The organism is Streptomyces sp. STAM6 (genome assembly GCF_054963715.1).
In genome coordinates this window covers 101,517-126,196 of record NZ_JBUEFZ010000010.1, presented here as the reverse complement: position 1 = coordinate 126,196, position 24,680 = coordinate 101,517, and the positions used below count along the sequence as shown (strand labels likewise).

At 72.6% G+C, this 24,680-nt stretch carries 18 protein-coding genes and 1 tRNA gene; 12 read left to right on the top strand and 7 right to left on the bottom strand.

From position 1 onward, the window contains the following. Nucleotides 1–209 precede the first annotated feature (209 nt). From ACY34K_RS15140 to mycP, 6 genes are all read left to right on the top strand, one after another. Nucleotides 210–1,085: an FAD binding domain-containing protein gene (locus ACY34K_RS15140; protein ID WP_462747099.1), complete on the top strand. Its 876-nt coding sequence runs from the start codon at nt 210–212 to the stop codon at nt 1,083–1,085. Next, entirely contained in the window at nt 1,082–2,557 is a 1,476-nt protein-coding gene (locus ACY34K_RS15135) for a (2Fe-2S)-binding protein (RefSeq protein WP_462747097.1), read from the top strand. The genes ACY34K_RS15140 and ACY34K_RS15135 overlap by 4 nt, the downstream gene beginning before the upstream one ends. Beyond that, nucleotides 2,554–4,863, top strand: a complete 2,310-nt coding sequence (locus tag ACY34K_RS15130; protein WP_462747095.1) for a xanthine dehydrogenase family protein molybdopterin-binding subunit — start codon at nt 2,554–2,556, stop codon at nt 4,861–4,863. Before ACY34K_RS15135 ends, ACY34K_RS15130 begins: the two co-directional genes overlap by 4 nt. A gap of 106 nt (nt 4,864–4,969) precedes the next feature. Beyond that, complete coding sequence (locus ACY34K_RS15125) at nt 4,970–5,506, top strand: hypothetical protein (RefSeq protein ID WP_462747093.1); 537 nt, start codon at nt 4,970–4,972, stop codon at nt 5,504–5,506. A gap of 39 nt (nt 5,507–5,545) precedes the next feature. Further along, entirely contained in the window at nt 5,546–7,090 is a 1,545-nt protein-coding gene (locus ACY34K_RS15120) for a WXG100 family type VII secretion target (protein WP_462747092.1), read from the top strand. A gap of 33 nt (nt 7,091–7,123) precedes the next feature. After that, complete coding sequence (gene mycP, locus ACY34K_RS15115) at nt 7,124–8,431, top strand: type VII secretion-associated serine protease mycosin (RefSeq protein ID WP_462747090.1); 1,308 nt, start codon at nt 7,124–7,126, stop codon at nt 8,429–8,431. Here mycP and ACY34K_RS15110 read toward each other — a convergent pair. From ACY34K_RS15110 to ACY34K_RS15100, 3 genes are all read right to left on the bottom strand, one after another. Beyond that, nucleotides 8,419–10,536: a serine/threonine-protein kinase gene (locus ACY34K_RS15110; protein ID WP_462747088.1), complete on the bottom strand. Its 2,118-nt coding sequence runs from the start codon at nt 10,534–10,536 to the stop codon at nt 8,419–8,421. The genes mycP and ACY34K_RS15110 overlap by 13 nt on opposite strands. Nucleotides 10,537–10,634: 98 nt before the next feature. Then, a complete protein-coding gene (locus tag ACY34K_RS15105; protein ID WP_462747086.1) occupies nt 10,635–12,821 on the bottom strand; it encodes a protein kinase domain-containing protein in 2,187 nt (728 codons plus the stop codon). Nucleotides 12,822–12,825: 4 nt separating this feature from the next. Beyond that, on the bottom strand, nt 12,826–13,752 hold the full coding sequence (locus tag ACY34K_RS15100) for a serine/threonine protein kinase (protein ID WP_462747084.1): 927 nt from the start codon (nt 13,750–13,752) through the stop codon (nt 12,826–12,828). A gap of 169 nt (nt 13,753–13,921) precedes the next feature. On the opposite strand from ACY34K_RS15100, the gene ACY34K_RS15095 reads away from it, so the two are divergent. Further along, nucleotides 13,922–14,467: an AAA family ATPase gene (locus tag ACY34K_RS15095; RefSeq protein WP_462747082.1), complete on the top strand. Its 546-nt coding sequence runs from the start codon at nt 13,922–13,924 to the stop codon at nt 14,465–14,467. Between the two features lie 6 nt (nt 14,468–14,473). Here ACY34K_RS15095 and ACY34K_RS15090 read toward each other — a convergent pair. Continuing rightward, nucleotides 14,474–14,545: transfer RNA gene (locus ACY34K_RS15090), tRNA-Cys, on the bottom strand. Nucleotides 14,546–14,725: 180 nt separating this feature from the next. Here ACY34K_RS15090 and ACY34K_RS15085 point away from each other — a divergent pair. The 4 genes from ACY34K_RS15085 to ACY34K_RS15070 all read left to right on the top strand — a co-directional run bounded on the left by ACY34K_RS15085 (nt 14,726) and on the right by ACY34K_RS15070 (nt 20,616). Further along, nucleotides 14,726–16,339 (top strand): MFS transporter, encoded by a 1,614-nt coding sequence (locus ACY34K_RS15085; RefSeq protein ID WP_462747080.1) that lies wholly within the window; start codon nt 14,726–14,728, stop codon nt 16,337–16,339. A 140-nt stretch (nt 16,340–16,479) separates the two neighbouring features. Next, a complete protein-coding gene (locus ACY34K_RS15080; protein WP_462747078.1) occupies nt 16,480–18,264 on the top strand; it encodes a DEAD/DEAH box helicase in 1,785 nt (594 codons plus the stop codon). A gap of 683 nt (nt 18,265–18,947) precedes the next feature. Next, complete coding sequence (locus ACY34K_RS15075) at nt 18,948–19,589, top strand: IclR family transcriptional regulator (RefSeq protein WP_462747076.1); 642 nt, start codon at nt 18,948–18,950, stop codon at nt 19,587–19,589. A 238-nt stretch (nt 19,590–19,827) separates the two neighbouring features. After that, on the top strand, nt 19,828–20,616 hold the full coding sequence (locus tag ACY34K_RS15070) for a YlbL family protein (protein ID WP_462747074.1): 789 nt from the start codon (nt 19,828–19,830) through the stop codon (nt 20,614–20,616). On the opposite strand, the gene ACY34K_RS15065 is transcribed toward ACY34K_RS15070, so the two are convergent. The 3 genes from ACY34K_RS15065 to ACY34K_RS15055 all read right to left on the bottom strand — a co-directional run bounded on the left by ACY34K_RS15065 (nt 20,555) and on the right by ACY34K_RS15055 (nt 23,230). After that, the gene (locus ACY34K_RS15065; protein ID WP_462747072.1) at nt 20,555–21,931 is read right to left on the bottom strand and encodes an MFS transporter; all 1,377 of its coding nucleotides are present in this window, start codon (nt 21,929–21,931) and stop codon (nt 20,555–20,557) included. The two genes, ACY34K_RS15070 and ACY34K_RS15065, sit on opposite strands and share 62 nt — an antisense overlap. A gap of 58 nt (nt 21,932–21,989) precedes the next feature. Continuing rightward, a complete protein-coding gene (locus ACY34K_RS15060) occupies nt 21,990–22,577 on the bottom strand; it encodes an ArsR/SmtB family transcription factor (RefSeq protein ID WP_462747069.1) in 588 nt (195 codons plus the stop codon). A 173-nt stretch (nt 22,578–22,750) separates the two neighbouring features. Then, on the bottom strand, nt 22,751–23,230 hold the full coding sequence (locus tag ACY34K_RS15055; RefSeq protein ID WP_462747067.1) for an Lrp/AsnC family transcriptional regulator: 480 nt from the start codon (nt 23,228–23,230) through the stop codon (nt 22,751–22,753). A gap of 121 nt (nt 23,231–23,351) precedes the next feature. On the opposite strand from ACY34K_RS15055, the gene hppD reads away from it, so the two are divergent. After that, a complete protein-coding gene (gene hppD / locus ACY34K_RS15050) occupies nt 23,352–24,497 on the top strand; it encodes a 4-hydroxyphenylpyruvate dioxygenase (protein WP_462747065.1) in 1,146 nt (381 codons plus the stop codon). Nucleotides 24,498–24,680: the final 183 nt, after the last annotated feature.

The window sequence follows — 24,680 nt, the reverse complement described above, 5'->3', positions numbered from 1 at the left end:
GCAATCCGTACGTGTCTCCGAAGGCATGCCAAACCCACCCATCTCGCAGGTCACGGGATGTCCGGGGCGGATGCGTCCTTCGTGGACCCTCGCGTCGGGCGGCCCGGAAGATGTGCCAGAGTTGCCACCTCGGGGCTGTGAGCACGTACGGTACGGCAACACAGGCGGGACAGCCGGGACAGCCGGGACACCGGGAAGGGGCAGCTGGGTTGACCACGCACGCACCGCAGGCGGCACAGTCCGTGACGCTGCCGGCCACGCTCGACGAGGCCGTGGCGGCACTCAGCGCCATGCCCGCCGCCGTGCCCGTCGCGGGCGGCACCGATCTGATGGCCGCAGTCAACAAGGGGCAGCTGCGCCCCGCCGGCCTCGTCGGCCTCGGCCGGATCAACGAGATCCGCGGCTGGCAGTACCAGGACGGCCACGCCCTCCTCGGCGCCGGCCTCACCCATGCCCGGATGGGCCGCCCCGACTTCGCGGCCCTCATCCCCGCCCTCGCCGCCGCCGCACGCGCGGCCGGGCCCCCGCAGATCCGCAACGCCGGCACCCTCGGCGGCAACATCGCCACCGGCGCCCCCACCGGCGACGCCCTGCCCGTGCTCGCCGCCCTCGAGGCGGACCTCGTCGTCGCGGGCCCCGCCGGCATCCGCGAGATTCCCGTCTCCCACCTGCTGGCCGGCCGGGAACTGCTCGCCCCCGCCGAACTGATCGGCTACGTCCGCGTCCCCCTCCTGCACGCCCCGCAGGTGTTCGTGAAGGCCACCGGACGCACCGGCCCCGGCCGGGCCACCGCGTCCGTCGCCGTCGTCCTCGACCCGGCGCGCCGCGGCGTGCGCTGCGCGGTCGGCGCCATCGCCCCGATGCCGCTGCGCCCGCTGGAGGCGGAGCACTGGATCGCCTCCCTGATCGACTGGGACGGCGACCGGGGGCTCGCGCCGGAAGCGCTGACGGCATTCGGCGAGTACGTCGCCGCGGCCTGCATCCCGGACCCGCAGGGCGACGAGCAGCTTCCGCCCGCGGTACTGCACCTGCGGCGCACCGTCGCCGCGCTGGCCCGACGAGCACTGGGGAGGGCGCTGTCGTGAGCACCGACGAGCACGAGCACGAGCACGAGCACGGGCGCGAGTACGAGCACCAGCGGACGCAGGGCGGCTGGCAGCCGACCCCGCACGGCGAGTACGACTCCGACGCCACCGCCTTCGTGCAGCTGCCGCCCGACGGGGCGTCCGCGGACATCCCCCTGGCTGCGCCGGGCCACGGCTACGTGCCGCCGCAGATCCCGCCCGTGGGCGCCGAATCGTGGGCGGCGCACGACCCGAACGCGACCGCGCAGTGGAACTTCCAGGAAGTCGCCGCGCCTTCCGAGCCGAATCCGGCCCCGGCGCCGCCTCCGGCCCCCGCGCACGACCCCTCGCCCTCCGAGCTGACCGGCCAGTGGACCATCCCGGTCGCACAAGGGGACCTTCCGGACGAGTCCGGCGAATTCAGCGCTTCCGCACTTGCGTCCCAGTGGACCAGCGGCAACCCGCCGGCCACGCTGCCGGGCGGCGCGCCCGCGCCCTGGGCGACGCCCGCGCCCGCCCCCGCGCCCGCCCCCGATCGCGCGCCGGGGCCGGAGCAGGGGCCGGAGCAGGGCCCTGACCAGGCTCCTGAGCGGCCTCGTGACCCGGACCCGGAGCCGCCGGCAGAGCCGATGGGCGAGGCGGCGGTGGAGCGCGAGCCCGCGTTCGGGCCCGGGCCCGGAACCGAGCTCGGGCCGGAGCCGGTGACGTCCGCGGTCCCGGAGCACGGCGCTGTCCCGGACCACGGCGCGGTCGCCGAGCCCGCCACCGAGGCCGGGCACGCCGCGGAGGCCGGGCCGGTCGCGGAGCACCCGCAGCCCGCCCAGGACGCCGCCGCGGGCCCCGCGACGGACACCGCCCCCGCCGGCACCGACGAGCCCGCCACCGAGGCACGGAACGACGCCGCCGGGGCGGGTACCGGCGCCGTCCCCGGCGGCCCCGGCGACGAGCACCCCCACATCTCGTACGTCCTGCGCGTCAACGGAGCCGACCGCCCCGTCACCGAGGCCTGGATCGGCGAGTCCCTGCTGTACGTCCTGCGCGAGCGGCTCGGCCTCGCCGGCGCCAAGGACGGCTGCTCGCAGGGCGAGTGCGGCGCCTGCAACGTCCAGGTCGACGGACGGCTCGTCGCCTCCTGCCTGGTCCCCGCCGCCACCACCGCCGGCAGCGAGGTACGCACGGTCGAAGGCCTGGCCACCGACGGCGAGCCCTCCGACGTACAGCGCGCCCTCGCCGAGTGCGGCGCCGTCCAGTGCGGCTTCTGCATCCCCGGCATGGCCATGACCGTCCACGACCTCCTCGAAGGCAACCACGCCCCGACCGAGCTGGAGACCCGCCAGGCGCTCTGCGGCAACCTCTGCCGCTGCACCGGCTACCGCGGCGTCCTCGACGCCGTACGGGACGTGGTCGCCCAGCGCGCCGCGAGCGCGGCCGCCGCCGACGAGGCCCAGATCCCGCACCAGGTTCCCCACCCGCACGACGGAGGCATGGCGTGAGCAACGACGCGGCCACCGCCATCCCGGCGGTCGACGCCCCCCCGCAGGAGCTTCCCGCCCACGGCATCGGCGCGTCGCTGCCGCCGGCCGACGCCCGTGCCAAGACCGAGGGCACGTTCCCGTACGCCTCCGACCTGTGGGCCGAGGGCCTGCTGTGGGCGGCACTGCTCCGCTCCCCGCACCCGCACGCGCGGATCGTCTCGATCGACACGACCGCCGCCGCCGAGATGCCGGGCGTACGGGCCGTGGTGACCCACGCGGACGTACCCGGAGAGGCGACCTACGGCCGTACGGTCGCCGACCGCCCCGTCTTCGCCTCCGACCTCGTACGCCACCACGGCGAGGCCATCGCCGCGGTCGCCGCCGACCACCCGGACACCGCACGGCTGGCCGCCGCCGCCATCGCCGTCGAGTACGAGGTCCTCGACCCCGTCACCGACCCCGAGAAGGCGTTCGCGGCCCCGCCCCTCCACCCCGACGGCAACCTGATCCGCCACATCCCGCTGCGGTACGGCGACCCCGACGCGACCGGCGAGGTCATCGTCGAGGGCCTCTACCGCATCGGCCGCCAGGACCCGGCGCCCATCGGCGCCGAAGCCGGCCTCGCCGTGCCCCGCCCGGACGGCGGCGTCGAGATCTACACCGCCTCGACCGACCCGCACACCGACCGCGACCTCGCCGCCGCCTGCTTCGGCCTCCCCCCGGAACAGGTCAAGCTCGTCGTCACCGGCGTCCCCGGCGCCACCGGCGACCGCGAGGACCCCGGCTTCCAGATCCCGCTCGGCCTGCTGGCGCTGAGGACCGGCTGCCCGGTCAAGCTGACCGCCACCCGCGAGGAGTCCTTCCTCGGCCACGCCCACCGCCACCCCACGCTGCTGCGCTACCGCCACCACGCGGACGCCGAGGGCCGCCTCGTCAAGGTCGAGGCCCAGATCCTCCTCGACGCGGGCGCCTACGCCGACGCGTCGTCCGACTCCCTCGCCGCGGCCGTCGCGTTCGCCTGCGGCCCCTACATCGTTCCGCACGCCTTCGTCGAGGGCTGGGCCGTACGCACCAACAACCCGCCCTCCGGCCATGTGCGCGGCGAGGGCGCGATGCAGGTCTGCGCCGCCTACGAGGCACAGATGGACAAACTCGCCGCCCGTCTCGGCGTGGACCCGGCGGAACTGCGCCTGCGCAACGTCCTCGCGACCGGCGACATCCTCCCCACCGGCCAGACCGTCACCTGCCCCGCGCCCGTGGCGGAACTCCTCCAGGCCGTACGGGACTTCCCCCTCCCGCCCCTCCCCAAGGACTCCCCGGAAGACGGCTGGCTCCTCCCCGGCGGCCCCGAGGGCGCGGGCGAACCGGGCGCCGTACGCCGCGGCGTCGGCTACGCGCTCGGCATGGTGCACATGCTCGGCGCCGAGGGCACCGACGAGGTCTCCACCGCCACGGTCAAGGTCCACGACGGCGTCGCCACGGTCATCTGCGCGGCCGTCGAGACCGGCCAGGGCTTCTCCACACTGGCCCGCCAGATCGTCCAGGAGACGCTCGGCATCGAGGAGGTCCACGTCGCCCCGGTCGACACCGACCAGCCCCCGGCCGGCCCCGCCACCCACGGCCGCCACACCTGGGTCTCCGGCGGCGCCGTGGAGCGCGCGGCCAAGATGGTCCGCACCCAGCTGCTGCAGCCCCTGGCCCACAAGTTCGGCATGTCCACCGAGCTGCTCCAGATCACCGACGGCAAGATCACGTCCTACGACGGCGTCCTGTCCACGACGGTGACGGAGGCGATGGACGGCAAGGAACTCTGGGCCACCGCCCAGTGCCGCCCCCACCCGACCGAACCCCTCGACGAATCCGGCCAGGGCGACGCCTTCGTCGGCCTCGCCTTCTGCGCCATCCGCGCGGTCGTCGACGTCGACATCGAACTCGGCTCGGTACGCGTGGTCGAGATGGCGGTCGCCCAGGACGTCGGCCGCGTCCTCAACCCGTCCCAACTGGCCACCCGCATCGAAGCGGGCGTCACCCAGGGCGTCGGCGCGGCCCTCACCGAGAACCTCCGCACCCCCCGAGGCCTCGTCCGCCACCCCGACCTCACGGGCTACGCCCTCCCGACCTCCCTCGACGCCCCCGACATCCGCATCGTCAAGCTCATCGAGGAACGGGACGTGGTGGCCCCCTTCGGCGCGAAGGCCGCGAGCGCGGTTCCGGTGGTCACCTCCCCGGCCGCCGTCGCCTCCGCGGTCCGCGCCGCCACGGGCCGCCCCATCAACCGCCTCCCGATCCGCCCCCAGGCGGCGGTGGCGGCGCCCAACTCGTAACCGTGTGATCCTCGTTGCTTCTGCGTTGCTCCTGCAATCGGAGGATGCGGCTGTCACCCGTGCTGACTACAGTGATCCCTGAAGCTTTGTAAAACGGGGAGGAACGATGGCGGAGGACGACGGCACAGGCAAGCCGGTGTATCCGAACACGCCCAAGGCGAGCCCGGGGAGCGGCTCCGGAACGGGGTCCGGCGGCATGGACCTGGATGTCAAGGACGACATCCTGATCCAGTTCAAGAAGGACGTCGACAAGCTGCTCGGCGAACTTCTGGGCTCTCCGGCGGACTCGTCGAAGATCGCCTCGGAAGGGCTGATTCCGACGACCGCCCTGGGCAAGGGTTTCACTGAGTCGACCCTCTTCTACGGGGCGTACAAGAAGGTCGTCGACGAACTGCAGACCCTGTCGAACAACCTGGCCGGACAGATCCAGGGCCTTGGTATCGCCGTGGACGCGTCGCGCAAGGGATACGACGCCATCAACGACGACATCAAGCGTCGCATGCAGCTGATCAGCGCAGCGGCCAAGACGGACATCGAGCGGCGCGAGAGGGAGAAGGCGAAGAACTCTCCCGAGGGACAGGCCGGAGAGGCCAAGCCGGCCGAGACGCCGGCGAGCGGAGACTCGTCCGGGGGCCAGGGCTGATGACGTTGTCGCGAGCAGGGGAGACAGGGGGACCCAACAATGGCTGAGAAGGGGAAAGGTATCCCGTACATTCCCGGGTTCATCGGGAACATGTTCGTGGACACCGACTTCGAGTCGTTCACGCACGAGCAGCTGCGGGCCATGGTCGCCGAGGCCGACCCGGCCACACTGAAGCATCATGCCGACAAGCTCACGGCCGCGGCCGCGACGATCAAGAAGATCGGCGAGGACCTCAAGACCCACGTCAGGGCGGTGGAATGGAAGGGCCAGGCCGGCAAGGCGTTCTCCGACTGGGGAGAGCAGGCATGGGCCGCCACCATCAAGCTCGGTGAGTACAGCGAGAACGGCGGCACCTGGATGAGCCGCGCCTCCGAGACCCTGGCCGAGGTCAAGAACACCATCCCCAAGGTCGACACGACGGCCAAGGACAACCTTCAGGCCGCGAAGGACAACCGGAACGATCCGGATTCCAATCAAATCCGTACGGACGCGCAGGCGAAGCTCGACGCGGACCGCCTCGAGGCGGCCCGTCAGATGAGGAAACTGGCGCAGTCCTACACGTTCTCGTCGATGTTCATAAACGCGGCGGAAGCGCCCACGTTCCCGGCGCCGCCCGAGAGCTTCGTGCCAGAAGGCAATTTCCGCGGGCAGGGCAGCATGGCGCGGGATGACAATTATGCCGGTGCCGGATCGGCCGGCACCGGTTATGCGGCGAACTCCGGATCCGGCTCCGGCTATGCGGGGGGCACCGCTCAGGGCTCTTACGGTGGAGGGGGCTCGGCCGGAGGGCAATATGTTCCCCCGGCATCCGGTGGGACCGTGCCCCCGGTAGGCGGGGTGGTCACGCCGGACCGCTCGGTGGACATGGAGATCGACAGCGTTCAGACGCTGCCGCCGACCCAGACCCCTGCGCCCGTATCGCCGAATCTCACACCGCCGCTCGCCCGCCCGGACAACGCGCTTCCGACGTATACGACGCCCCCCATTGGCCCGATCGGCCCCATCGGTCCGACTGGTCCGACGACGGCGAACGGGCGTCCCACCACCGGGCTCGCCCGTCCCTCGATGCCGGTCACGGGTCCGCCCGGTCCCGGTACGGCACGCGCACCGCGTGACACCGGCATCACGGGTGGACGCACAGTGCCGTCGAACGGCAGCGGGCGCACGACTGGCCTGCCACGTGGACTGGTGGTCGGTGGCGACGGGTTGCACGGTCGCACCCCGATGGGCACGCCCGGCCTGGGCGGCGGCCAGTACGGCCCTGGAGGCGGCCAGACCGGTGCCGGCCGCGGTCTCGCGCGCGAGGGCGGAGGCATCGTCGGTGGCCGGGCGCAGCAGCCGGGAACGGCCTCCGGTCGGCCCTTCACTCCGGGTGGCACGGGGCTTGTTCGCGGAGCATCCGGAGAGGGCGGTGCCCGCTCGGGTGCCGCGGCTGCCGGGCGCGCGGGCATGGTCGCGCCGACCGGCCAGGGTGCGGGCCGACGTCAGGAAGATCGCGGCGCAGACCGCCCCGACTACCTGACCGAGGACGAAGAGACCTGGCAGCAGGGGAACCGTCGTATCGTGCCGCCTGTGATCGACTGATCGCTGCGCTGAACTGTTCGAAGAGGGAAGTCAATGCCAACCAGCAGTGCCCGTGCCATCCGTTGGACGAAGGTCACATCGGCTCTACTCGGGTCACTGCTGGTGGGCATCGCCGCCACGCCCGCGCACGCCGCAAGTATTCGGTCAAAGCAGTGGCACCTCGATGCGATGAAGGCCGACCAGATGTGGAAGGTCAGCACCGGTAAAGGTGTCACGGTCGCGATCATCGACAGTGGGGTCAAGGTGATCCCGGAGCTCGAGGGTCAGGTTCTGGAGGGAAAGAATCTCTCCTCGAAGCCCGGCACCGCACGTGAGGACACCGACGGTCATGGCACAAGCATGGCAGCCCTCGTTGCGGCGACCGGTCGGCATCCGAGCGGCGACGGCGCATACGGGCTGGCGCCAGGAAGTAAAATTCTCCCCATTCGTGTCGGTCTGGACGCGGGCAAAGCCGGAGACATCAAGTACAGCAAAGCCATCCGATACGCGGCCGACTCAGAAGCAAAGATCATCAGCATGTCCAATGGCGGTCCGTCCGACGGCCCGCGGACACGCGAAGCGGTCAAGTATGCGCTGAGCAAGGGAAAACTGCTCTTCGCCGCAGTCGGCAACTGGGGCAACGAGTCCACGACGATCCAGTACCCGGCAGGCACGCCCGGCGTCGTCGGGGTGGCGGCCGTGGACAAGAACTTCAAGGCCACAAAGGAATCCCAAACCGGCGCCCATGTCGATCTGGCCGCACCGGGCATGGACATCGTCACTGCCTGCGCGGGGGAGACGGGGCTGTGCAAGGGCAGCGGCACCAGCGACGCCACCGCCTTCGCCTCCGCGTCCGCCGCCCTCATCTGGTCGAAGTACCCGAACTGGACCAACAACCAGGTCCTCCGCGTCATGATCAACACTGCCGGTGGTCCGACCAGTGGCGCCAAGCGGAACAACTACATCGGCTACGGTATGGTCCGTCCGCGGATTCCTCTCTCGCAGACAGTCGACCCCGGTCCGGCCGACGAGTACCCGCTGCCCGATCTCGCCGCTGCGGAGCCCAAGGCGCCCGCGCCGTCCAAGGCGGCCGGTGGGAGTGCCGCGGAGGACGGCAAGGACAGCGACAAGCCGGCCGCTGTGGCGCCCGCGGCGTCGGCCGACGGCGGCAACACCGGTCTGTGGATCGGTCTCGGTGTCGCCGCGGCCGCCGTCATCGGCGTCGGCGTCGCCATCCCCGTGGTGCGCTCCCGACGACGTGCTGCCGCCGCCGAGACCGCGCCGCCGCATGCGTACCAGCCGCCGTACCCGACGTACGGGCCGCCTCAGGGCGGTGGGCAGTCGGGACCTCACGTCCCGTAGACCGGCATCGCCATCACTCGCCCGCCGCGGGCGACGAACACTCGGTTGCCGTCGCTCGCGAGCTGGTAGGGGCCCACGCGCTTCATCTCCGTGGTGAAGAAGAGGTCGCCCGTCTTCTTGTGGACGACCCGCACGTGGCTGTCGTCGGGTGCCGGAAGCCAGACCGTTGCGCCTTCGACCGCGGGCGCCATCATGGTGCCGCCCACGCCGTCCAGGATTTCGTACCAGTCCGAGACCGGGAACCGGACGTCGGGCAGGGTGCGGTAGCGGTAGGCGTTGTAACCGTCCACCGCGAACACGATGTCCTTGCCGCCGTCCTTGGCGGCGGTCGGGCTGCCCCAGCCGAATACCTTGGGGACGGCCCCGCCTGCCTTCTCGTCCCAGACGAAGGCGCCCCCGTGCAGTTTGTAGGCGGCCAGAGAGGTGCCGCCCAGGTAGACCGTGTTGCCGAGGACGGCCGGCACGGGGCCGTTCGTGCCTTGGCCGTCGAGCTTCCAGTCGGTCTTGCCCGTCTTGGTGTCGACGCAGATGACTTTCCCGTCCCTGTCGTGCACGACCAGCCGGCCGCTGCCGGTGGCCGCTGTCGCGGGGCCGTCCGACGAGGGGGAGGATTCCATGGGGCGGGACCAGGCGGTGGCCTGCGTCCAGGCATCGACAGCCCGGAGCTCGTTGTCCTTGGTGGCCACGTAGACATGGGTGGCATCGGCAGCCAGCACGTACTCGACGGCGACGTCCACCTCCCACACCGGCTTGCCCGTGGCCGCGACGAAAGCGTGGAGAACGCCGTTCTCGTCGGCCGCGACGACCAGACGGTCCGCGACGGACATGAAGCCCGCGTCCGCGTTCACGGCCGGTGCGCTCCACCGCTCGCGGCCATTCGTCACCGCGAGAGCGAGCAATCCACCGGCTCTCTCGTGGACGATCAGCACATCGCGCACGGGAAGCAGCGTGCGCCCTGCCACGCTCGTCACGTCGAGCGGTCCCCACAGCGGCTTCGGTGCCTCACCCGGCTTGCTGTCGATGACCGAGAGGAACGCCGCCGTCGGAGTGGTAGCGGCGGGCGGGACATCGATCGACGAGTCGTTCTTCTCCCTGGTCAGCCACCATGTGGCCGCGCCACCGGCCGCAACGGCCACACCCGCGCCGGCGGCGGCGATCGTCAGGAAGCGCCGCCGTGTCGGCCCGTCGCCCGACGACCCGCCGGTTGAGGTCGTGTCAGGCGATGCGGTGAGCCGCTTGGCGGCGGTCTCCCGCCGTGCGATGTCTTCGGCGAGCGGCCCCTTGCGCCAGGTGCGGCCCGCGCCCTTCGGCGGGGCGAAGGCGGTGGTGACCTCAGGGAGCGGCGGACGCAGTGCCGGGTCCTTCGCCAGGCAGTGGCCGATCGGTTCCAGGAGGGCCGGCGGGACCTGGCTCAGGTCCGGGGCGCCGTGGACGACCTCGTACTGCACCGCCGCCACGTCGCTCGCATCGAACGCGCGCCGGCCGCTCGCCGCGTACACGAGGACCGCACCGAGCGAGAAGACGTCCGACGCCGGGCCGACTCGCCTGCCCAGCACCTGTTCCGGGGCTCCGTACCCCGGCGTCACCGGTATCTGGCCCGTCGTCGTCAGCGTAAGGCCGTGTTCCGGCCGCGCGATGCCGAAGTCGATGATGCGCGGGCCGGACGAAGTAAGCACGACATTGGCGGGCTTGAGGTCGCGGTGGACGAGGCCGGCGACATGAATGTCGTGCAGGGTTCGGGACAGGGAGTGTGCCAGGGCGCGAACGGTCGTCTCGTCCATCGCTCCGTACGCACGGACGGCCTCGTCGAGCGTCGGTCCGGCGAGGAACTCGGCGGCGATCCAAGGCCGTCCCCCCTCGGTCTGGGCGCCCAGGACCCGCGCCACCCCCTTGCTGGTGACGGCCTGGGCCATCTGCGCCTCACGGACGAAGCGCTGCGCGAGGTGCTGATCGTGGGCGAGCTCGGGGCGGAGAACCTTCACGGCGGCGGGGCGGCGGGAGCCGTCCTGGCCGAAGTAGACCTTGCCCATGCCGCCCTCGCCGAGGACGCCGAGGAGGCGGTACGGGCCGAGCCGCAGGGGGTCGCCGGTGCTGAGGGTCTGCATGGTCACTGTGACGCCTTCTGAGTCATGACGGGAGTCATGCGGACGATGTGGGGGATGCGGAGTCTGCGGAGGACGCGGAGACGCGGGGTGACCGCGGGTCATGCGAGAGGGAACGCGGCCACGGAGGTCTGTCCGGCGCCGAGGATTCGCGTTCCGCTCCTGTCGACGACATAGCGGGTGGCGTCGGTCGGGAACACCCAGGCGGAGCGGTGGGTGCTGAGATCGATCGCGCTCAGGCCACCCACGACAGGGGCGTAGACGTACTTCTTCCCCATGACCGGGACGCTGTCCAGGACCGGCGTCAGGTCCCGGGCCGCCGGCGCTTCCTCCCACCGCCGGGCGCCCTTGTCCGCGGTGACCGCGACGAGCCCGCGGTCACCCTCGGTCGCGCAGACGATGTCGCCGGCCACCATCGGCGCGCCGTACATGTGCGTGCCCGTGCCGTATTCCCAGGCGATGCCCCCGTCGGCGAGCCGCAACGCGCGGAGCCGCTTGCCGCCGAGGTAGACGTGCCGGCTGTCGGTGGCGAGCTGGCCGGGCTTGAGGGAGTAGTCGGTCTCGCCCGCGGCGAGGCTCCGCCGCCAGAGCTGCCTGCCCGTACGGGTGTCCCTGGCCTCTACGTTGAAGGACTCCAGGTCACCGCTGCGCTTGACGAGGATCAGCCGGCTTCCTACGACCCGGGAGATGTAGTACCTGGCGCCGCCCCACTCGTACGGCCGGCGCCATGCCTCCTTGCGTGTACGGAGGTCGATAGCCAGCAGATGCCACCCTGTCTCCATCTTCTCAGGCGAGTCGTTCCGGTGGCCGATTCGTGAGGCGGCGTAGAGCATGCCGTCGGCCGCCGTCAGCAGTTCCGTGCTCAACGCCGATCCGTCGAAGGACTTCACCTGGATCGGCGCGGCGGCATTCTTGCCGTCGCGCGGTGCGAAGGTGCGGATCCGCAGGGCACTCGGTCCCTCGTCGGTACCGAGGGACTCGAAGAAGTGGGTGCCGTCCGTGGTGATCTGCAGCGGTCTCATGGCGAAGCTGTCGGTCCAGAGCTCCTTGCCGCTCCTCGGGTCGAACACCCTGAACTCGGCGGTCTCCATGAAACCCACCACGTCGCCGGCCACGAGCGGGGTGGTCACCTGCTCGCGGTCGAACGACTCGGCCTGCCACAGCGGTTTCGGAGAACCGTCCGAGGCGTTTGCCGCCGAAGCGGACGCCGACGGCGACGCTGAGGCCGCCCCCTTTTCCGGCCTTTCCTCGTCGCCCGAGGACAGCCACGCCCACGCCCCCGCGCCCGCTGCCGCCACGCCGAGAAACGAGCCGCCGCCCACTGTGAGGAGACGTCGGCGGGACAGCGGGGTGGGGGACGCCGTCGGCGCAGACGTGGCGTCCGGTGGGGCGGGGAGGCGGTAGGGCTCGTGCTGCCAGACCTCGGTCGCGCGGCGGGCGATGTCCGCCAGCAGCAGCGGCGGGAGGTGGTCCGCGAAGTCGCCGTGGCCGTCGTGGAGTTCGGCGGCCAGTCGGGTGGTTGCCGGGCGCTGGGCGGGGTCCTTGGACAGGCAGCGGGTGAGGAGCGGGGTGAGGGAGTCGGGGACGCCGGTGAGGTCCGGGTCGGCGTAGGGGACGCGGTAGAGGAGGTCCGCCGGGGCGCCCGTGCCGAACGGGCCGTGGCCGGTGGCCGCGTAGGTCAGGACGCCCGCCAGGGCGAACACGTCGCCCGCCGGTGTGTGTTCCTGGCCCGTGGCCTGTTCCGGGGACATGAAGGCGGGGGTGCCCGCCGCCGCGCCCGTGCGGGTGAGGCGGTCGTCGCCGGCTGCGCGGGCGATGCCGAAGTCGATGACCTTGGGGCCGTACGCCGTGACCATCACGTTCGAGGGTTTCAGATCGCGGTGGACCACGTCCGAGGAGTGCAGCTGGCCGAGTGCCCCGGCGAGGGCGGCGCCCAGGGCGCGGACGGAGGGTTCCGGGAGGGGGCCGCAGAGGGCGACGGCCTCGTCGAGCGGCGGACCCAGGACGTACTCGGTGGCCAGCCACGGTGTTGCTGCGAGGGGGTCGGCGCCGAAGACGGCAGCCCCGTGGCGGTCGCCGATGATGCGGGCCGCGTCCACCTCCAGGCGGAAGCGGGTGCGGAAGACGGCATCCGCCGCGATCGTCGCGTGCACCGTCTTCAGGGCGACCGTGCGCCCCGTTTCGGTACGGGCGAGGTACACCGTGCCCATGCCGCCGCTGCCCAGGCGCGCGAGCAGGCGGTGGCCGCCGAGTGCGACCGGGTCGTCGTGGGTGAGGGGGGACAGCATGGTGTCAGTTCCTGGGGGTGGTGACGTGGAGTTCGGCGGCGAGGACCTCGGAGGACTGACGGGCCAGGGCCGCGACGATCCGGCCCGGCAGCCAGCCCGGGGTGAGGAGGGAGCCGGCGGACGTCACGACGGTGGCGTGCGGGGTCGGTGGGACCAGCGAGGTGAGCAGCGCGGCCGCCGTCGGACGGGCCGCGGGGTCCCTGGCCAGACACCCGTTGATCAAGGGCCGTAGCGTCGAGGGGAGTTCGGCGCTCTCGGGCACGGTGTGTCCGGTCGCGGCGTACGCGAGGACCGCGCCGAGGGCGTACACGTCGCCGGGCGGCCGGGGCCGCCCGCCCGAGGCCTGTTCCGGGGCCAGTGCGCCGGGGTCCAGTCCGGGCAGGCCGGAGCGCTGTTCGCCGTCGGGGGCCGCGGCGCGGACCGCGCCGAAGCAGCCGAGCCGCGGTCCGTCTCCGGTCAGCAGCACCGCCGCGGGGGACACGCCCGCGTGCGTGAGCCCCTGGCCATGGGCGGCGGCCAGCGTCTCGGCGAGGGCGGCGCCCAGTGCGCGTACCGTCCCTTCCGGGAGCGGGCCGCCGTGCACGGCCAGCGCGACGGGGAGGGGGAGTGCGGGGAGGTACGGCGTCGCGTACCAGGGGGCGGGGGCGGCCGGAGCCCCCTTCGTCCCCGGAGCCGAACCCGCCGCCGGAGCGGGATCCGCCGGTGCCACCTCTGTCACCGGTGCCACCCATGGCCCCATCAACCTCCGCCCCGCGTCCGCCTCCACGGCGAACCGCGCAGGATCGGTGCCCGGCAGCGGGGTGTGCACCAGCACGGTGCGGTCGCCGTCCGCGCCGCGGGCGATGAAGCGGCGGGACGGGACGTGCGTGGCCCAGGGCGGATCCAGCCGGGTGATCAGGTGGTAGGGGCCGACCAGACGTGGCCGTTCCATGTGCGAATCCCCCCTCAGCGATCACCAGAGCATCAGGAGCCTACTCACCGGGCCGCCGGGCGCCTGAGTGCGGGGGCTCAGGGGAAAGGGGCGACGTACTCACCTGCTCCGGCGGGCCGTGCGCAAAGCGGATGCGTCCGCATCGGGCGCGGGGCTACGGTCACGCTCCATGGCCCACCCCCTCGAATCCGCCGTCGTCCTCCTCACCGGTGTCATGGCCGCCGGCAAGTCGACCGTCGCGCAGGCGCTGGCCGAGCGGCTGCCCCGTGCCGCCCACGTCCGGGGCGATGTGTTCCGGCGCATGATCGTCTCCGGGCGGGAGGAGATGCTGCCCCGACCGAGCGAGGAGGCCCTCGCCCAACTCCGGCTGCGTCACCGGCTGTCCGCCGCGGCCGCGGACGCGTACGCCGCCGCCGGCTTCACCGCCGTCGTCCAGGACGTCGTCCTCGGCGAGGAACTCGCCGCGTACACCACGCTCGTACGGACCCGTCCGCTGTACGTCGTCGTGCTCGCCCCGCGTGCGGACGAGGTCGCCGCCCGCGAGGCGGGCCGAGGCAAGACCGGGTACGGGGGCGGCTGGACCGTCGAGGTGCTCGACCGCGGGCTGCGGGAGGGCACGCCGCGCATCGGGTGGTGGCTCGACACTTCGGAGCTGACCGTCGACGCGACGGTGGACGCGATCCTGGCCCGGCCGGACCGGGCCAGGATCGACTGAGGACAGAGACCGTGGCGGGATTCGAACCCGCGTAACCGGAGTTGCAGTCCGGCCCCTCAACCTCTCGGGCACACGGTCGTGCGTTGCTTCGGTACGACCGTACGGGCCGCGGCGCGCGGGGTGGAAGGGCGACGGCCGGTGTGCAACAGGACTGCCATACGCCGTTCACGGGCGGCCCGGTCCTACGACCAGCGGTGGAGATCGGTCCCGGTCTCGCGACAGGGGCCAACCGGGTCTACGGCTCTTACGCTGGGCTGCATGAGCCCAGCGGAGCCCAGCGATCCGGCCGGCAGAACCTCCCCGGCCGGTGCCCCCCCGACCGACCCGGCCCCCCTGACCGACCCGGCCCCCCCGACCGACCCGGTCACGACCGCCGACCCGGTCACGACGACCCACTCGGTCACGACCACCGACCCGGGCGCGACCCCCCACCCGGCCACCGCCGGCGCCCCGCGCGCCCCGCGCGCCGGTGGCGTCCTCGACCGCGAGCACCGCGCGCTGAGCGTCGGCATCGTCTCCGTCGTCCTCCTCATCGCCTTCGAGGCGACCGCCGTCGGTACGGCCATGCCCGTCGCCGCGCGTGAGCTGCACGGTGTCGCGCTGTACGGGTTCGCCTTCTCCGCCTACTTCACCACCAGCCTTCCGGCGATGGTGCTGTCCGGGCAGTGGTCGGACCGGGCCGGGCCCCTCGCCCCGCTCACCACCGGCATCTCCGCGTTCGGCGCGGGTCTGCTGCTGTCCGGCACGGCGGGCACGATGTGGCTCTTCATCCTCGGCCGGGCCGTCCAGGGCCTGGGCGGGGGACTGGTGATCGTGGCGCTGTACGTGGTCGTCAGCCGCGCCTACGCGGAACACCTGCGGCCCGCGATCATGGCGGCGTTCGCCGCGAGCTGGGTCGTCCCGTCGGTCGTCGGGCCGCTCGCCGCGGGGACGGTGACCGAACAGCTGGGCTGGCGGTGGGTGTTCGTCGGCATCCCGGCGCTCGTGGTGCTGCCGCTGGGGCTCGCCCTGCCGGCGATCCGGCGCATGGCGTCCGGGCCGGCCGGGCCGGACGCGCCCGCGGTGCCGTTCGACCGGGGCCGCGTCCGGCTCGCGCTGGGGATGTCGACGGGTGCCGGGCTGCTCCAGTACGCCGGCCAGGACCTGCGCTGGCTGTCACTGTTCCCCGCGGTCGCGGGCGCGGCGCTGCTGGTGCCCGCCGCCCGGGCGCTGCTGCCCCGCGGCACCCACCGGGCGGCGCGCGGCCTGCCGGCCGTGGTGCTGCTGCGCGGGGTGGCCGCGGGGTCGTTCATCGCCGCGGAGTCCTTCGTCCCGCTGATGCTGGTCACCCAGCGGGGGCTGAGCCCCACCCTGGCCGGTCTCTCGCTGGCGGTGGGCGGCGCGACCTGGGCGCTCGGCTCGTTCGTCCAGTCCCGGCCGCGGGTGGAGCCGTACCGCGAGCGGCTGATGGTGATCGGCATGCTGATGGTGGCGGCGGCCATCGTCACCGCGCCGACGGTGCTGATCCACCGGGTGCCGGTGTGGACCGTCGGGGTGGCGTGGGGCGTCGGCTGCCTCGGCATGGGCATGGTGATCTCGTCGACGAGCGTGCTGCTGTTGAAGCTGTCCGCGCCGCACGAGGCGGGCGCGAACTCCGCGGCGCTGCAGATCTCGGACGGCCTGTCGAACGTCCTGCTCCTCGCCGCGGGCGGCGCCGCCTTCGCCGCGCTGGGCGGCGGCGCGGTCGCGGGACACGCCGGAGCCGGACACGACGCGGCAGCCACGGCCGGCTCCCACCCGGTCGCGTTCGCGGCCGTCTTCCTGCCCATGGCGGTCGTGGCGCTGGTCGGCGCGTGGGTGGCGACGCGGCTGCGTGCCCCGGAGAAGTCCTGACGGGTCGTCAGTGTCCGGTGGTCCGGATGTGACCCGTGTCCCACTCCCCGAGGTCACGGCCTCGTCCGGACGGAGCCGCGCCGGGGCACCGGTAGGGTGGCCCGGTTGTCGTACGTAACCGAGAGCCCGAATCGGAGACCGTGACTACTACCGCCTCCCATCACCTCTCGCCCGCCTTTCCCGGCCGCGCCCCCTGGGGCACCGCCAACAAGCTGCGTGCTTGGCAGCAGGGCGCCATGGAGAAGTACATCCAGGAGCAGCCGCGCGACTTCCTCGCCGTGGCCACGCCGGGCGCCGGCAAGACGACCTTCGCGCTCACCCTGGCGTCCTGGCTGCTGCACCACCATGTCGTGCAGCAGGTCACCGTGGTCGCGCCGACCGAGCACCTGAAGAAGCAGTGGGCGGCCGCGGCGGCGCGGATAGGCATCAAGCTGGACCCGGACTACAGCGCGGGACCGCTGAGCAAGGAGTACCACGGGGTCGCGGTGACCTACGCGGGCGTCGGCGTACGGCCCATGCTGCACCGCAACCGCAGCGAGCAGCGCAAGACGCTGGTCATCCTCGACGAGATCCACCACGCCGGTGACTCCAAGTCCTGGGGCGAGGCGTGTCTGGAGGCGTTCGAGCCCGCGACCCGCCGGCTCGCCCTGACCGGCACGCCCTTCCGGTCCGATACGAACCCGATCCCCTTCGTCACGTACGAGGAGGGCAACGACGGCATCCGGCGGTCGTCGGCGGACTACACCTACGGCTACGGCAACGCCCTCGGTGACGGCGTCGTCCGGCCGGTCATCTTCCTCTCCTACAGCGGCAACATGCGCTGGCGCACCAAGGCCGGCGACGAGGTGGCCGCCAGGCTCGGCGAGCCGATGACCAAGGACGCGATCTCGCAGGCCTGGCGCACGGCGCTCGACCCGCGCGGCGACTGGATGCCGAACGTGCTCCGCGCGGCCGACCAGCGGCTGACCGAGGTCAGGAAGGGCATCCCGGACGCGGGCGGCCTGGTGATCGCCTCCGACCAGGACTCGGCGCGCGCCTACGCCAAGCTCATCCGCGAGATCACCGGGACGAAGGCGACCGTCGTGCTCTCCGACGACGCGGGCGCCTCGAAGCGGATCGACGAGTTCAGCGAGGGCGACGACCGCTGGATGGTCGCGGTCCGCATGGTGTCCGAGGGGGTCGACGTACCGCGCCTGGCGGTCGGTGTGTACGCCACGACGATCTCGACGCCGCTGTTCTTCGCGCAGGCGGTCGGGCGTTTCGTGCGGTCGCGCCGGCGCGGCGAGACCGCGTCCGTCTTCCTCCCCACCATCCCCACCCTCCTCACCTTCGCCAACGAGATGGAGGTCGAGCGCGACCACGCCCTCGACAAGCCGAAGAAGGAGGGCGAGGAGGACCCGTACGCCGAGTCCGAGAAGGAGATGGACGAGGCGAACAAGCAGCAGGACGAGGACACCGGCGAGCAGGACATGCTGCCCTTCGAGGCACTGGAGTCCGACGCGGTCTTCGACCGGGTGCTTTACGACGGCGCCGAGTTCGGCATGCAGGCCCACCCCGGCAGCGCGGAGGAGCAGGACTACCTCGGCATTCCCGGGCTGCTGGAGCCGGACCAGGTGCAGCTGCTGCTGCGCAAGCGGCAGGCCCGGCAGATCGCGCACAGCAGGCAGAAGCCCGCGGAGGAGGCGGACCTGCTGGAGCTGCCGGCCGAGCGGCGGCCGGTCGTCTCCCACAAGGAACTGCTGGAGCTGCGCAAGCAGCTGAACACGATGGTCGGCGCCTACGTCCACCAGAGCGGCAAGCCGCACGGCGTCATCCACACCGAGCTGCGACGGGTGTGCGGCGGGCCGCCGAGCGCCGAGGCCACGGCGGGCCAGATCCGGGAGCGGATCAAGAAGGTGCAGGAGTGGGCCACCCGCATGCGCTGACGAGGGCCGCGGTCGCGCCGCCGCGCGCCACGGGGCGGCACCGGGCGCGACCCGCGCCGCGGGAGCCACGGCCCGACCGCCCGCCCCGCGTGCGCGCCCATGGCCGCGGCTGACGCGGGCTGTCGTCCACGCGGGCCGCCGACGACCTGGACGCCGCCCCCGCCGCGGCCGCGGAGGACGCGGCAGTGGCCGGTCCCGCCGGCGCCCACGCGGGGCCGCCCGCCCCGGCGGAGCCGGCGGCGGCGAACGCGACGTGCCGTCGTCGCGACGTGCTTCCGTCGATGCGGGCCGGCTGACGCGGGCTGCCGTCGCCGTACGGGCCGGCGCCGATGCCGACCGCGTCGACAAGCGGCCGGGCTCGACCCGGTCGGAGTGAGGGGCGCACGGTCGGTGATCGCCCCTGGGCGAGCCGCGATCAAGCCGAGCCTGAAAGGCGGAAAAGCGGGCAATTTTGCTGTCCGTCGTGTCTTCACGCCCGGATTCTGGACGAGGTCTTCCGCTGAGCGGAGCCGCTCGCTACTGTCCCCGGCAATCGCAATGAAACGCCCCGTGGCAGCGCCGCCGCGGAGCGCAGCCGGTGCGCCATGGCCTGCCGGCGGCCTCTCCGTGCGTCGCCGATGGGACCGGTGCCGCATCCGCCGTTGAGAGTGTCCGCCGTCACTCACTCCGAAGGAGAGGGCGTCGTGACCGCGGAGACCTCCCAGACGCTCGACCGGGGACTACGGGTCCTCAAGCTGCTCGCCGACACCGACCACGGGCTGACCGTCACCGAGTTGTCCAACAAACTCGGCGTCAACCGCACCGTCGTCTACCGTCTGCTGGCCACACTCGAACAGCACGCCCTCGTCCGCCGTGACCTCGGCGGCCGGGCCCGTGTCGGGCTCGGTGTGCTGCGGCTCGGCCGTCAGGTCCACCCGCTGGTGCGGGAGGCGGCGCTGCCGGCGCTGCGCTCGCTCGCCGAGGACATAGGCGCCACCGCGCACCTCACCCTGGTCGACGGGGCGGAGGCGCTGGCCGTCGCGGTCGTCGAACCGACCTGGACCGACTACCACGTGGCCTATCGGGCCGGGTTCCGCCACCCCCTCGACCGGGGTGCGGCCGGACGCGCCATACTCGCCGCCCGCCAGGGCGCCCTGACCGACCCCGGGTACACCCTCACCCACGGCGAGCTGGAGGCCGGCGCCAGCGGTGCGGCCGCCCCGTTGCTGGGTGTCACCGGTGTGGAGGGCAGCGTGGGCGTGGTGATGCTGGCCGACGCCGTCCCCGAACGGGTCGGCCCCCGAGTGGTGGACGCGGCCCGCGAGGTGGCGGACGCCCTGCGCTGACGGCTTCGGGCGCCCGGGGGCGACGGTCCCCCGGCCGACCTGAGCCGACGACGGCTCCCGGGTGCCCTGAGCCGACGGTCCCCAGGCCGACCCGGGCCGACGACGGCTCCCGCGTGCCCCGGAGGGCCCGGGAGCGCCCGCGCACCCTCGCAGACCGCCGGGACGTCCGGGGTGTGCGGCCAGTGGCCGGATCCGGGCGCGGGGCGGGGTGCGGGCGGCGGGTCGGTAGATTGGGTGGGTGCTCTCCAGTCTCTCGCGTCCCCGTGCACTCGCCCTCTGCGGCCTGCCCGTCCTCGCGCTGCTCGGCGTCGCCGCGTTCGCGCCGCTGCCGTTCACCATCGCGCGGCCCGGGTCGACCGCGAACGTGCTCGGCGCCGAGAAGGGCCGGGAGGTGATCAGCATCAGCGGTGTGCCCGTCCGGAAGCCCAAGGGCGAACTGCTGATGACGACCATCATGGCGACCGGCCCACGGGTCGACGTCGATCTCGGCGAGGTCGTCGACGGCTGGTTCCGCGGTGACCGGGCCGTGCTGCCGCGCAGCTCCGTCTACCCTCCCGGCAAGTCCGACGCCGAGATCGAGAAGCGCAACCTCAATCAGATGGCCCAGTCGCAGAACAGCGCCATCACCGCCGCCCTCGGCTACCTCGGCAAGAGCGAGAAGGACGTCAAGATCGACCTGAGCCTCCCCGACGTCGGCGGGCCCAGTGCCGGGCTCTTCTTCTCCCTCGGGATCATCGACAAGATCGACGGGAACGGCGCCGGCGGCGATCTCACCGCCGGCCACACCGTCGCCGGTACGGGAACGATCAGCGCCGACGGCAGGATCGGCGAGGTCGGTGGGGTGTCCCTCAAGACGCAGGCCGCCCGCCGGGACGGCGCGACGTTCTTCCTCGTGCCCAGGGGCGAGTGCTCCGAGGCCCGGTCCGAGCTGCCCGACGGGCTGCGGCTCATCCCGGTCTCCACGCTCAAGGACGCGGTGTCGTCACTCCGGGCGCTGGGGCAGGGCACGAAGGTGCCGAGCTGCTGACCGCCGCCGTCCCCGCCCCGTCCGGGCCGTCGGTCCGGCCGTCCCCGGTCCCGTCCGGGTCGCCGGTCCCGTCCGGTGAGCGGTCCATCTCCCGCCAGCACGGGAAGACGACGGGCGTCAGGGTCGCCAGGAAGTAGACCCCGCCGATCACCAGGAGTGTGGGCACGAGCCCGGCGTTCTCGACGAGGTAGCCGGCCCCGACGCCACCGAGCGGCGTGGTCATCAGCACCCCCGCCGTGGTCACTCCGGCCACCCGGCTGCGGAGTTCGTCGGGGACGCGCTCGTAGATGATCGTGGTGAGGATCGGGTTCAGCGTGCCGACCCCGAGGCCGCCGACCGCCGCCGTGACCACCAGCGGCCAGACGCCGTCCGTGAAGGCCGCCACCACGTACGGCGGCGAGCCGCCCAAGAGGAAGCCCACCGTGTACACCACCCGCCGGGGGACGCGGTGCCCCACGGCCGCGTACAGCAGGGCGCCGAGCAGGGCGCAGCCGCCGAACACGGCGACGATCAGGCCGATGGCGGTCGCGCCACCCAGGTTCTCCCGGGCGTGCACCGGCAGCAGCACCGCACTCCAGCCCTGGTTCAGGCCGTTGGTGAGCATCACCATCAGCGTGATCGCGAGCAGCAGCCGGCTGCGGAGCACGAAGGTGTACCCCTCCCGCAGGTCGGCGCGGTAGCCCGCCAGGGAGACCGGTGCGGCGCCGCGCCGCGGCTCGGCCGCCGGCACACCGCGCACGCCGGCGAGGACCAGGAGGGCGGAGAGCCCGAACGTCGCGGCGTCCAGCAGCAGCACCGTCTCGGCGCCGACGAGCGCGATGAGGACACCGGCCAGGGCCGCTCCGGTCATCCGGGCGCCACGCGAGACCGCGTCGAACAGGCTCGCCGCCCGGGCCAGGGTGGTCCCCGCCCGTTCGGCGAGGTCGGGCACGAGGACGTGGCGGGCCGTCTCGCCGGGCCCGTGGAAGAGGCCGGTGACGCCCATCAGCGCGCACAGGGCCCAGAACGGCAGCCGCCCGGCGTGGTGCAGCAGCGGGATCGCGGCCAGCGCCACTGCGCAGACCAGGTCGGAGGCGACACTGATGCGGCGGCGGCCGATCCGGTCGATGACCGGTCCGCCGACGATCGCGGAGACCACCACGGGCAGGGTGGCGCAGAACGCGACCAGGCCGGCCCTGGCGGGGCTGCCCGTGGTCTGCAGCGCGAACCAGGGGACGCCGATGAGAGTGAGCGCGTTGCCGCTGATCGATATCGCGTTGGCCGCCAGCACGGTGCTGAGCGGACCGCGGCCCCGGGGGCCGCTCGGCGTGCTCACGCGGCACCCTCCGGAGGTAACCGCCGGGCTGTGTCGTGGTCGGGCACCGGAAGTCCTTTCAGTCGCCGCTGCGCTGGGGGAAGGCGTGCAGGTGGAGGCGTACGGTCTCGGCGCCCTCGCCCGGCTCGACCCCGACGTAGCCGTTGATCACGGCGTGCACCTTCTGGTTGAGCTCGTGGAGCTGCTGCGGGTTCAGCCGCAGCCGGTAGTCGCTCAGATCCGCGTTCCTGGTCCATTCCGCGGGCCACTCGCGCATCGCCGCGACCCAGCCGCTCAGCTCGCGGGCGTGCTGGCCGGCGACCTCGTGGAGGACGGTGTTCAGCGCGCCGCGCGTCTCGGGGTCCTCCTCGTCGTGCAGCGCCTCGTCGAAGTACAGGCCGCCCACGGCGGCCTTCCACCAGCGTTCGCGGCCCTTGCCGCGGTCGGGGTCGTCCTCGACGAAGCCGTAGGCCGCGAGCTGGCGCAGGTGGTAGCTGGTGGCGCCGCTCGACTCGCCCAGCACGTCGGCCAGTTGGGACGCGGTGGCCGGGCCGTGCCGGCGCAGGGCGTTCAGCAGGCGCATGCGCAGGGGGTGGGCGAGACCCCGCAGGGAGCGGGGGTCCACCAGACGGACGGGGAAGTCGCTCGGCTCCTCGGATTCGGGCATGCCCCGACCGTAGACTTGCAAAGGACACGTTGCAAGGCTTTCTTTGCAACGTGTCCTTTGTATTCTTGCCGAATGCTGTCCGGTGACCCCGCACCGTCGGCATCCGGTCGTCAGCCGGCCGGCGGGTCGTCACCGGTCGGCATCAGGTCGGCATCAGGTCGGCAGCCGGCCGGTCAGCGGGGCCGGGGGTCCGAGGCGGCCTGCTCCACCAGCGGGATCAACCGCAGCGGCACGGGGTTCTCCATCACGATCGCCGTGGACGCCCGCACGATGCCCTCGAAGCCCACGACCCGGTCGATCACCCGCTGAAGGTCCGCGTTGGAGCGGGCCACCAGCCGGCACAGCATGTCCCCGTGCCCGGTCGTGGTGTGCAGTTCCAGCACCTCCGGCACGCCCGCCAGGTGCGCCCGCACGTCCTGGCCCTGGCCCTGCTTGATCTCCAGCGTCGCGAACGCGGTGACCGGATAGCCGAGAGCGGCCGGATCGACCTCCGGGCCGAAGCCGCGGATGACGCCGTTCGACTGCAGCCGGTCGAGGCGTGCCTGGACCGTGCCACGGGCCACCCCCAGCCGGCGCGAGGCCTCCAGCACACCGATCCGCGGCTCGCGCGCCAGCAGCGCGATGAGCCGGCCGTCCAGATGATCGATCGCCATGGCCGCCTCCGAGTGGTCATCCTGTACAGATCGCCCGGACATTTTGCCCAGCCACTGTGCACCCTGACCAGTGGATGCACGAACTATTGCGCACCTTGTGGAACGGAGAGAACCTGCCGCCATGACAGAGACCATCTCCCACACGCCCGACACCGCCCGGCAGGCCGACCCCTTCCCGGTGAAGGGAATGGACGCGGTCGTCTTCGCCGTCGGCAACGCCAAGCAGGCCGCTCACTACTACTCCACCGCCTTCGGCATGAAGCTCGTGGCCTACTCCGGACCGGAGAACGGCAGCCGCGAGACCGCCAGCTACGTGCTGACGAACGGCGCCGCGCGCTTCGTGTTCACCTCCGTCATCAAGGCCTCCACCGACTGGGGCCGCTTCCTCGCCGAGCACGTCGCCGAGCACGGTGACGGCGTGGTGGACCTCGCCATCGAGGTGCCGGACGCCCGCAAGGCGTACGCGTACGCCGTCGAGCACGGCGCGACCGGGATCACCGAGCCGTACGAGGTCAAGGACGACCACGGGGTTGTCGTCCTCGCCGCCATCGCCACCTACGGCAAGACCCGCCACACGCTCGTCGAGCGCAAGGACTACGACGGCCCGTACCTGCCCGGGTTCGTGCCCGCCAACCCGATCGTCGAGCCGCCGGCCAAGCGCACCTTCCAGGCCATCGACCACTGCGTCGGCAACGTCGAGCTCGGCAGGATGAACGACTGGGTGGCCTTCTACAACAAGGTCATGGGCTTCACCAACATGAAGGAGTTCGTCGGCGACGACATCGCCACCGAGTACTCCGCCCTCATGTCGAAGGTCGTCGCCGACGGCACCCTGAAGGTGAAGTTCCCGATCAACGAGCCGGCGATCGCGAAGAAGAAGTCGCAGATCGACGAGTACCTGGAGTTCTACGGCGGCGCCGGCGTCCAGCACATCGCGCTCGCCACGAACGACATCGTGCACACCGTGCGCACCATGCGCGCCGCGGGTGTCCAGTTCCTCGACACCCCCGACTCGTACTACGACACCCTCGGCGAGTGGGCCGGCGAGACCCGCGTGCCCGTCGAGACCCTGCGCGAGCTGAAGATCCTCGTCGACCGCGACGAGGACGGCTACCTGCTGCAGATCTTCACCAAGCCGGTCCAGGACCGCCCGACCGTCTTCTTCGAGATGATCGAGCGCCACGGCTCCATGGGCTTCGGCAAGGGCAACTTCAAGGCCCTCTTCGAGGCGATCGAGCGCGAGCAGGCCAAGCGCGGCAACCTGTAACAACCGCACCGCACTTGTGGCCCCACGGACCCTGACCCGTGGGGCCACCCGCCGTTGGAGTGCCGATCACGGCCAGGATCAACGACGTCGGCGGGACGCGGGGCTTCGGCCCCCTCGACACCACCGACGACCACGAGCCCTTCCACGCCGACGGGGAGGCCCGGGCCCGAGGGCCCGGCCCGC